8 protein-coding genes are annotated in these 8,463 nt (G+C 65.8%); 7 read left to right on the top strand and 1 reads right to left on the bottom strand.

The features are described from left to right. Positions 1–323: 323 nt before the first annotated feature. Together EN745_RS24180 and EN745_RS24175 are read left to right on the top strand one after the other, a co-directional pair. Entirely contained in the window at positions 324–890 is a 567-nt protein-coding gene (locus tag EN745_RS24180) for an XRE family transcriptional regulator (RefSeq protein WP_127422438.1), read from the top strand. A 151-nt stretch (positions 891–1,041) separates the two neighbouring features. Continuing rightward, the gene (locus EN745_RS24175) at positions 1,042–1,578 is read left to right on the top strand and encodes a GNAT family N-acetyltransferase (protein ID WP_127422440.1); all 537 of its coding nucleotides are present in this window, start codon (positions 1,042–1,044) and stop codon (positions 1,576–1,578) included. Here the strand turns inward: EN745_RS24175 and EN745_RS24170 are convergent. Then, positions 1,549–2,436: a LysR family transcriptional regulator gene (locus EN745_RS24170; protein WP_127422437.1), complete on the bottom strand. Its 888-nt coding sequence runs from the start codon at positions 2,434–2,436 to the stop codon at positions 1,549–1,551. The two genes, EN745_RS24175 and EN745_RS24170, sit on opposite strands and share 30 nt — an antisense overlap. Positions 2,437–2,533: 97 nt before the next feature. On the opposite strand from EN745_RS24170, the gene EN745_RS24165 reads away from it, so the two are divergent. The 5 genes from EN745_RS24165 to EN745_RS24145 all read left to right on the top strand — a co-directional run. After that, complete coding sequence (locus tag EN745_RS24165) at positions 2,534–3,700, top strand: gamma-butyrobetaine dioxygenase (RefSeq protein ID WP_245487820.1); 1,167 nt, start codon at positions 2,534–2,536, stop codon at positions 3,698–3,700. After that, positions 3,697–4,287, top strand: coding sequence for an HD domain-containing protein (locus EN745_RS24160; protein ID WP_127422436.1), 591 nt, complete (start codon positions 3,697–3,699; stop codon positions 4,285–4,287). Before EN745_RS24165 ends, EN745_RS24160 begins: the two co-directional genes overlap by 4 nt. Before the next feature lie 289 nt (positions 4,288–4,576). Further along, on the top strand, positions 4,577–5,722 hold the full coding sequence (locus EN745_RS24155) for a PcfJ domain-containing protein (RefSeq protein ID WP_127422435.1): 1,146 nt from the start codon (positions 4,577–4,579) through the stop codon (positions 5,720–5,722). Positions 5,723–5,882: 160 nt separating this feature from the next. Beyond that, complete coding sequence (locus EN745_RS24150; protein ID WP_127422434.1) at positions 5,883–7,034, top strand: DUF6600 domain-containing protein; 1,152 nt, start codon at positions 5,883–5,885, stop codon at positions 7,032–7,034. A gap of 260 nt (positions 7,035–7,294) precedes the next feature. Continuing rightward, a partial coding sequence (locus EN745_RS24145; protein WP_127422433.1) for a thiamine pyrophosphate-binding protein occupies positions 7,295–8,463 on the top strand: 1,169 nt, incomplete at its 3' end.

Here is an 8,463-nt window from a genome sequence, read left to right as displayed (position 1 = left end):
GTCCATAGACCGGTGACCGTGCCTTCGACATCGTCGGCATAGGCGCTGATGGTGGCGCGCGCGCCGTCGCATTGCACGACATTGCCGAGAATGCGCTTGTCGTTCTGTTCCCTGTTGCGGCGCTCCTGCGAGGTCGCTTCTCCAACGGAGACTTCGCGTTCGACAAACATAGATGGCATGATCCCCATTCCCTCGACGTTCAGCCTACACAGATGAGGTTAAGCCGGGGTGAGGTCGGATGGTGTAGGCGGTGTTAAGCCGACCGCGAAAATTCGATCGAACGCCGTCTTTCATTCCGTGTACGGGTTCTCTATATTGAACGAATGAATGATATAGCGAACGACATTTCATCCAGCCTTGGCAACAGGATACACTCGGAACGGACCTTGCGGGGCTGGTCGCTGGCGCAGCTGGCGGAGCGCTCCGATGTGTCGAAGGCAATGCTCAGCACCATAGAGCAGGGCAAGACCAGCCCGACCGCGGCGCTGCTGGTGCGCATCGCCGCGGCCTTCGGCATGACGCTGTCGACGCTCATTGCCAGGGCGGAACTCAAGGGCGGCGGCCTGCTGCGCGAAGGCGAGCAGCCGGTGTGGCGCGATCCGGCCACCGGCTATCTCAGGCGGCACCTCTCGCCGGCGTCGGACATGCCGCTCGAACTGGTCAAGGTGCGCTTGCCGGCGGGCGCCAGCGTCAGCTTTCCTGCGGCGTCTTACGCCTTCATCAAGCAGCAGATCTGGCTGATCGGCGGACGGCTCGACTTCACCGAGGGTGAAGTCGTGCACAGTCTTCGGGCCGGCGACTGCCTGGCGCTCGGCGCGCCGTCCGACTGCACCTTCCATTCCCCGGGTCCGGACGCCGCCGACTATCTGGTCGCGCTGGTCAGGGGCTGACGGCATGGCGCGACGTCCCCGACGCTCGCACAATGGCGGGCCGCCGCTCGACGACTATGACGGCCCGCCCTGGGGCCAGGGCGACGCCTACATTTTCCTTGCCTGGCAGGCCGCCCACGCCAAAGCCTGGAAGGCGCCCAGCCGCGACGTCATGCTGATGCGGCTGGAGAGAGCCGAGCGGCTCGGCCTGTTGGCCGCGCTTCTGGTCGAGACCGTGGCCGGCGGCGGCTCGGTGAGCTTCATGCATCCGTTGGCACAGGATGCGGCGGAGGCCTTCTGGCGGAAGTCGCTTGCCGCAGCTGCGCGAGGCGAACGGGTGGTGCTTGGCGCATGGGACAGCGAGGTCCTTGCCGGCACGGTCACCTTGCTGCTCGACTTCCCTCCCAACCAGCCGCACCGGGCCGAGATCGCCAAGCTGATGACCCGCCTCGACCGTCGCGGCCAGGGCGTGGCGACCCGGCTGATGCGGGCGGCGGAAGACATCGCCGTGGAGCGCAGCCGCACCTTGCTGGTTCTGGACACGGCAAGCGAGGAGGGAGCCTCCGGTCTCTACGAGAAGCTCGGCTTCACGCTGACAGGTGAAATCCCCGACTTCGCTCTGAAGCCGCATGGCGGATTGACTGGCACGCTGATCTACTGGAAACGGATCGACGCAAGCCTACAGAGCGTCGATTCCGGCGAGGCGTGACAGCAGCCACAGACGAAAATCCTGCTCGGCCTGGGTCAGTCCCGCGGCCGAAGCGCGGGTCAGGAAATGGCCCGAGCTGCTGGAGAGCTCGAAGCCGGAAAGCGCCACAAGCGCCTTGCCGGCAAGTGCCGCATCGATCAGCGGCCTGGAGCCCAACAGGGCGCCGGCGCCGGCCTTGGCCGCCTCCATGGCGGCAACGAAACTGTCGAAGCGGTGCGAACGTCCAGTATGTCCCGGCACGCCGGCAGCGGTAAACCATTCGGCCCACATCTCGCGCGCGCCGGCGACCAGGAGCAAGGGCAGGGATGTCCAGTCCGTATTGCCGGCCAGCGCCGGAGAGGCGACCGGCACCAGCCGCTCAACGGTCAGCCTGTCGGCCTCGCGGCCGGGGAAGTTTCCGTTGCCGAAGCGGATATCGAGCGCCGAGCCCGGCTGGTCGTAGTCGGCGGGACGATGGATGGTCACCACGTCGAGCTGGATCCGCGGCAGGGCTCTCGCCAGGTCGGGGAGCGCAGGCACGAGCACCAGCAAGGCAAAGGAGATCGGCACCCGCACCGCCACGGTCTGGACGGCGCGCGGCTCGAACAATTCCGTGGTGCTGTTGGCGATGGTGGCGAAGGCCGACTGGATGTGGGGAAGATAGGCGGCGCCCTCCGGCGACAGCGCGACACCGCGGGCAAGACGCACGAACAGCCTGGTCTTCAGCCGCTGCTCGAGGGAGCGAATGTGCTGGCTGACGGCCGCCTGCGTCAGGCCGAGTTCGGCCGCCGCGGCGGTGAAGTTCGAAAGCCGCGCCGCCGCCTCGAAGCTGCGCAACCAGTCGAGCGGAGGCAAGGCGTCGGCAATTCTTCCAGCCATTAGAATTCTATAGCCATAGTCTACAAAATCATAATTTGAGTTATGACTACGAAGTCAGCATCATGCAACCCGAAACCCTGCGGAGGCCGTGGGAAAGATGGAGCTGCTGGACATGCTGACCAAGGCGCTGATCGGCGACGAGGGACGAACGGTCGAACTGAGCTGGGACAACGGGATGCGCACCCGCTTTCACGCCATGTGGCTGCGCGACAATGCATTGGACGACAAGACGCGCAGCGCCGGCAACGGTCAGCGCCTGACCACCATTCTCGACATTCCGGCCGGGACGCGGATCGCGGCGGCTTCGGTCAAGGGCGGCGCACTGGAGATCAGCTTCGTCCCCGAGCAAAAGACCGTCAGTTTCCCGGCAGGCTGGTTGTACGCGCATGCCTATGACCGTGTCGCACTGCGCAAGGGAGGCTGGACGGCCGACGTGGTTCAATGCTGGACAAGGGCGACGATGCAGAATTCGGTGCCGCGCGCGGCATATGCGGCCGCCAGCCACGATCGCAGCGTGCTCAGGGAATGGCTTTCGGCGGTGAGGACCTACGGCTTTGCGGTGATGGATGGCCTGCCGGCGGAGTCGGGGGCGCTGTGCAAGGTGTCCGACCTGTTCGGTTATATCAGGGAGACCAATTACGGGCGCTGGTTCGAGGTGCGCGCCGAGGTCAATCCGAACAATCTCGCCTACACCAATCTCGGCCTGCAGGCGCATACCGACAATCCCTACCGCGATCCGGTGCCGACGCTGCAGATCCTGGCCTGCATCGAGAACACCGTCGAGGGCGGCGAATCTACCGTAGTCGACGGTTTCGCGGTGGCGGCCGCGCTGCAGGCCGAAGATCCGCACGGGTTCCGCCTGCTGAGCTCCTATCCGGCACGCTTCGAATATGCCGGCTCATCGGGCGTGCGTCTGCAAGCCAAGCGCCCGATGATCGAGCTCGGCCCGGATGGCGAACTGCTCTGCATCCGCTTCAACAACCGCTCGCTGGCGCCGACGGTCGACGTGCCGTTCGCCGAGATGGACAAATACTACGCGGCCTATCGCCGGTTCGCCGAGCTGATCGAGGATCCCGGCTTCGAGGTGACCTTCAAGCTGGAGGCTGGGCAGGCCTTCATCGTCGACAACACCCGCGTCATGCATGCGCGCAAGGCGTTTTCCGGCTCGGGCAAGCGCTGGCTGCAGGGCTGCTACGCCGACAAGGACGGGCTGTTGTCGACGCTGGCGGCGATCGAGCACGATTTCAGGGAGGCGGCGGAATGAACGGGCAGGCGCTGAACAGCGGCAACATCGTCGAATTCATCGCCGACATTTTTGAGCGACGCGGTGCCGAATCCTATCTCGGCGAGCCCGTCACCATGTCGGAGCACATGCTGCAGGGCGCGTGGCTGGCAGAGCAGGACGGCGCGCCGGACGAACTGGTGGCGGCGGCGCTGCTGCACGACATCGGACACTACACCAGCGAGTTCGGCACCTATTCGCCCGACGATGTCGAGGACAAGCACCATGACGAGGCCGGCGGCGAGGTGCTGGCGCCGTTCTTCCCGCCGGTCATCGTCGAGTGCGTGCGGCTGCATGTCTCGGCCAAGCGCTATCTCTGCGCCATCGACCCGACCTATTTCGGCAAGCTCTCGCCGGCCTCGGTCCACACACTGTCACTGCAGGGCGGGCCGATGAGCGCCGAGGAGGTGGCCGAGTTCCGCAGGAACCCGTTCCATGAGGAGGCGGTGCGCGTCCGCATCTGGGACGAGGGCGGCAAGGTCGCCGATATGAAGACGCGCGCCTTTCGCGACTACGCGCCGCTGCTGGAGCGGGTGGTGAGGAAGTTCGCGGCGGAGAGGGCTGCATGATGCCTGGCGACAGATGTCATGCAATCGCGACCCATTTCAGAGAGACACACCGACAATAGTGGTTGCCTGAAAGAGTAGAGATGCTTCCGGGCAACACTCTGTCACCGATCATAAGTCTTGAAAGAATGCCTCTTGCGTCAAATCTGCCGCGAGCCTAGAGAAGCCGCCCATTCTTAATCCGTCTTCCCGAAAGGAGACCTGTCAATGTCCCGGCAATCCAGATCGACACATTCCGTGCCGACGCTGGAATTGCGTGCGGCTGACGGGGGTCCAATCAGGAAGAACGGCCATGGCCAAGTCCATGATCCAGCTCAGGCAGGACGCCGAGCGCCAACGCATTGAAGCATATCAGGTAACGCTGCGGCGGGTTTCCGCCGTGCCGCGTCCCGCTCCGAATTTCGAACGGGCGATCGAGGAAGCATGCCGGGGCTTTGCCCGCAGGGCCATCCGCGACGGCGCCTTGTGGCGCCCGAAGCTGAAGACGCGCGACCCTGCGCGGCTGCGGCTGGCGGCCGCCCGTTTTCTTTATGCGCGCTATCCGGTTTCGGCTGCGCTGGAGGCCATCTGGCTGGATAGCTCGGGGCTGAACGCCGACGAGGTCGCGCTTCGCAAGGCTTGGTACGTCGCGGCCGCGCGTGGCGACTCGCTCTACAAGGCGGGCGCCAATGCCTGGCTGTCGCGCAAGGAAGTGCATTGCTTCGTGAACGTCGTCGGCGATTTCACCTTCGAGGAGGCATTCTGGTTGGCGATCGCCCGGTCCTGCACGGACGATCCCGGCCTGGCCACGCGGCTCGCCCGGACGAAGATCGCGCGCACGCCACGCGGCGAGATTGCCTTCTGGCGCGAGGTGGCGCGATTCTTCTGCGGACATCCCACCTCGCGGGAGGAGATCGACGACCTGTGCGACTATCTCGGCGCCATGCACCGGCGCGATCGAGCCTACAGCCTGAAGGGGCGCACGCTTGTCTCGCTGCGCAGGCAGATGGTGGAATGGCACCGCGACATCGCCGCGATCGAGCGCATCGAGGCGCTGCGCCGCCGCGCCGCCGGGAAAGGGCAGCAGGCGCAAGGCCCTGCGTGGGACGGCTCGCGGCTCGAGGACTGGGACTGGGAGCCGTCCGCCAAGGAGGCGAAGGCGCATGGCGAGCGGTTCTTCGTTCGCCAGCTGAGGACGGCCGAGGACCTGGTCGCCGAGAGCCGCGCGATGCATCACTGCGTCTCGCTGTATGCGGCCAAGTGCATCGCCGGCAACGCCTCGATCTGGGTGCTGCGGCGCAAGGCGCTCGGCAAGATCGAGCGCTTGCTGACGATCGAGCTCGACCCGCAAAACCGCGCTGTGCAGGTGCGCGGGTTCGGCAACCGTCTCGCCACGGCGGAGGAGCGCAAGATCGTCGAGCGCTGGGCCAAGGCGAGGGGCGTGATGCTCCGCGCCTGAACGGAAGGCCTGCGCGGCCGTTGCGCCGCGCAGGTCTCACCAACGCCGTCATGTCTCGATGGTCGCGCAATCGTGATCGGTTTTTGCCGCATTGCGGCGATGGCGGCTCAAGACAACGAGCGCGGGGGCCAATGGCGATGCAAGGAACCGGGAGCGCGTCATGCAATTGTCCTCGATCCATCCACTCGCCCGGCGCGGGCTGACAGCGGCTGTCGCGGTCACCTTGGCTTTGGGCGCGACCATCGCATCCCCGTTGGCGGTGCCGTCCTACCAGGCCGCCCACGCGGCCGTGGTCTCCGTGACCGTCCGCGAGCGGCTCGCGACTTACGGCGGATGGCGGACTTCCAGCCGGTTCGGCGAGGTGTGGGTTCCCTCCGTCCGGCCTGAATGGCGGCCCTATACGGAAGGCAGATGGGTGTGGACCGACGAGGGCTGGTACTGGGAGTCGGCTGAGCCGTTCGGCGGCATCGTCTTCCACTACGGGCGCTGGGCGTACGATCCCGAATTCGGCTGGGTCTGGATCGCCGGCTACGAATGGGCGCCGGCCTGGGTGGTGTGGCGCCAGGGCGGCGACGACATCGGCTGGGCTCCAGCGCCGCCGCGTATTGCCGATGTCGCGGTCGACGAGGGCTGGTGGTGCTTCGCGCCGGTGGTAGCAATCGGCGCGGCCGATCTCGTCACCGTCGTGCGGCCGGTGCGCGAAAACGTCACCATCATCCGCAACACGACGATCATCAACCAGACCGTGGTCGTCAACAACGCGCCGCGTGTGCGGCTCGGCAACCAGGTCGTCGCGATCAATGCGGGGCCGCGCCTGCCTGAGCTTCCCAAGGCGGTCGTAACGTCGATTAAGGCGGCGAAGATCGTCCCGCCGCGCAAGGGCGACTTCTCCGAAGCCCGGCTTGATCCGTCGAACGGCGAGGCGGTGAAGATGCTGGCCGGCAACGCTTCCTTGCCGGCGCAAGGTGCTGCGCCGGTTATCGCAGGCACGCCCGAGGCCGCCGGCCATGGGCCGAAGCAGCCCGCGGGCGTCAGGACGATCCGGCCCGCAGCGGCGATCGCCGAAGGGGAACCGAACGCCGCCGACCGAAAGCACAAGCGGGTGATCGCCGGCGCCGGGCAGGTGGAGATCGGCGAGACATCCGACGGCAAGCATGCGCCGCGCAGGAGGCTCAACCATCAGCAGATGCTGGCGATGCGCGCATCGCATCATGGCCCGGCGAAGGCCGAGCCGCATCGCCCGACCTTGGTGCAGGCGAGGAAGGGAGCCAAATGCGATCCGCGTGTCGCGCATTGCAAGCCGCCTCGCTGAAGCCGGTTGGGACGGCGCGCGAATGGTAGCGAGGCGGGAGCATTTTCCCGGTTGACAGGCCGGCTTTCCCGCCTCTACTGTCCGCCACCATGAAAACGGCACTCATTCTCGTAGGCAGGCGCGTGGGCAAGGCGGTGTAACCGCCGGGCGAAAACCTCCCATGCGCATCACACAGGCTCCCTCGGGGGCCTTTTTTATTGCCCGAAACACGACTAAACGACCAGCAACGCCCAAATGGCGACAGTACGGGACCAGGACCGATGAGCAACGAGCGGAACGAGCGGCGCGAAATGACGGGCGCCGAAATGGTGGTGCAGGCGCTGAAGGACAATGGCGTCAAGCATGTCTTCGGCTATCCGGGCGGCGCGGTTCTCCCGATCTACGATGAAATTTTCCAGCAGGACGAGGTCGAGCACATTCTGGTCAGGCACGAGCAGGGCGCCGGCCATGCGGCGGAAGGCTACGCGCGCTCGACCGGCAAGGCCGGCGTGCTGCTGGTGACGTCCGGCCCCGGCGCCACCAACGCGGTGACGCCGCTCCAGGACGCGTTGATGGATTCCATTCCGCTGGTCTGTCTGACCGGCCAGGTGCCGACCTCGCTGATCGGTTCCGACGCTTTCCAGGAATGCGACACGGTCGGCATCACGCGCCCCTGCACCAAGCACAACTGGCTGGTGAAGGACGTCAACGAGCTCGCGGCCACGATCCACGAAGCCTTCCATGTCGCGACCACCGGGCGCCCCGGCCCGGTGGTGGTCGACATTCCGAAGGACGTGCAGTTCGCCAAGGGCACCTATGTGCCGCCGCAGACGGCTCCGCGCACCAGCTACCAGCCGAAGGTCCAGGGCGACCTGGAGAAGGTCAAGGCAGCGGTCGAGCTGATGGCCAGCGCAAAGAAGCCGATCATCTATTCGGGAGGCGGCGTCATCAATTCCGGTCCGGAGGCGAGCCATCTGCTGCGCGAACTGGTCGATCTCACCGGCTTCCCGATCACCTCGACGCTGATGGGGCTCGGCGCCTATCCGGCTTCCGGCAAGAACTGGGTGGGCATGCTCGGCATGCACGGCACCTACGAGGCCAACATGGCCATGCACGATTGCGACGTGATGATCTGCATCGGCGCCCGTTTCGACGACCGCATCACCGGGCGGCTCAACGCGTTCTCGCCAAACTCGAAGAAGATCCACATCGACATCGATCCGTCGTCGATCAACAAGAACGTCCATACCGACGTGCCAATCCTCGGCGATGTCGGCCGGGTGCTGGAGGATCTGGTGCGGCTGTGGCGGGCGACCGCCAAGGCCGACAAGAAGGCGCTCTACCCGTGGTGGGAGCAGATCGCCAAATGGCGGGCGCGCGACTCGCTGGCCTACAAGCCGAACGCCGATGTGATCATGCCGCAATACGCCATCCAGCGGCTGTATGCGCT

It is taken from the genome of Mesorhizobium sp. M4A.F.Ca.ET.022.05.2.1, assembly GCF_003998845.1.
In the GTDB taxonomy this organism is placed as follows: domain Bacteria; phylum Pseudomonadota; class Alphaproteobacteria; order Rhizobiales; family Rhizobiaceae; genus Mesorhizobium.
The sequence above is the reverse complement of the archived record's forward strand: the minus strand, read 5'-3'. Positions and strand labels throughout refer to the sequence as shown.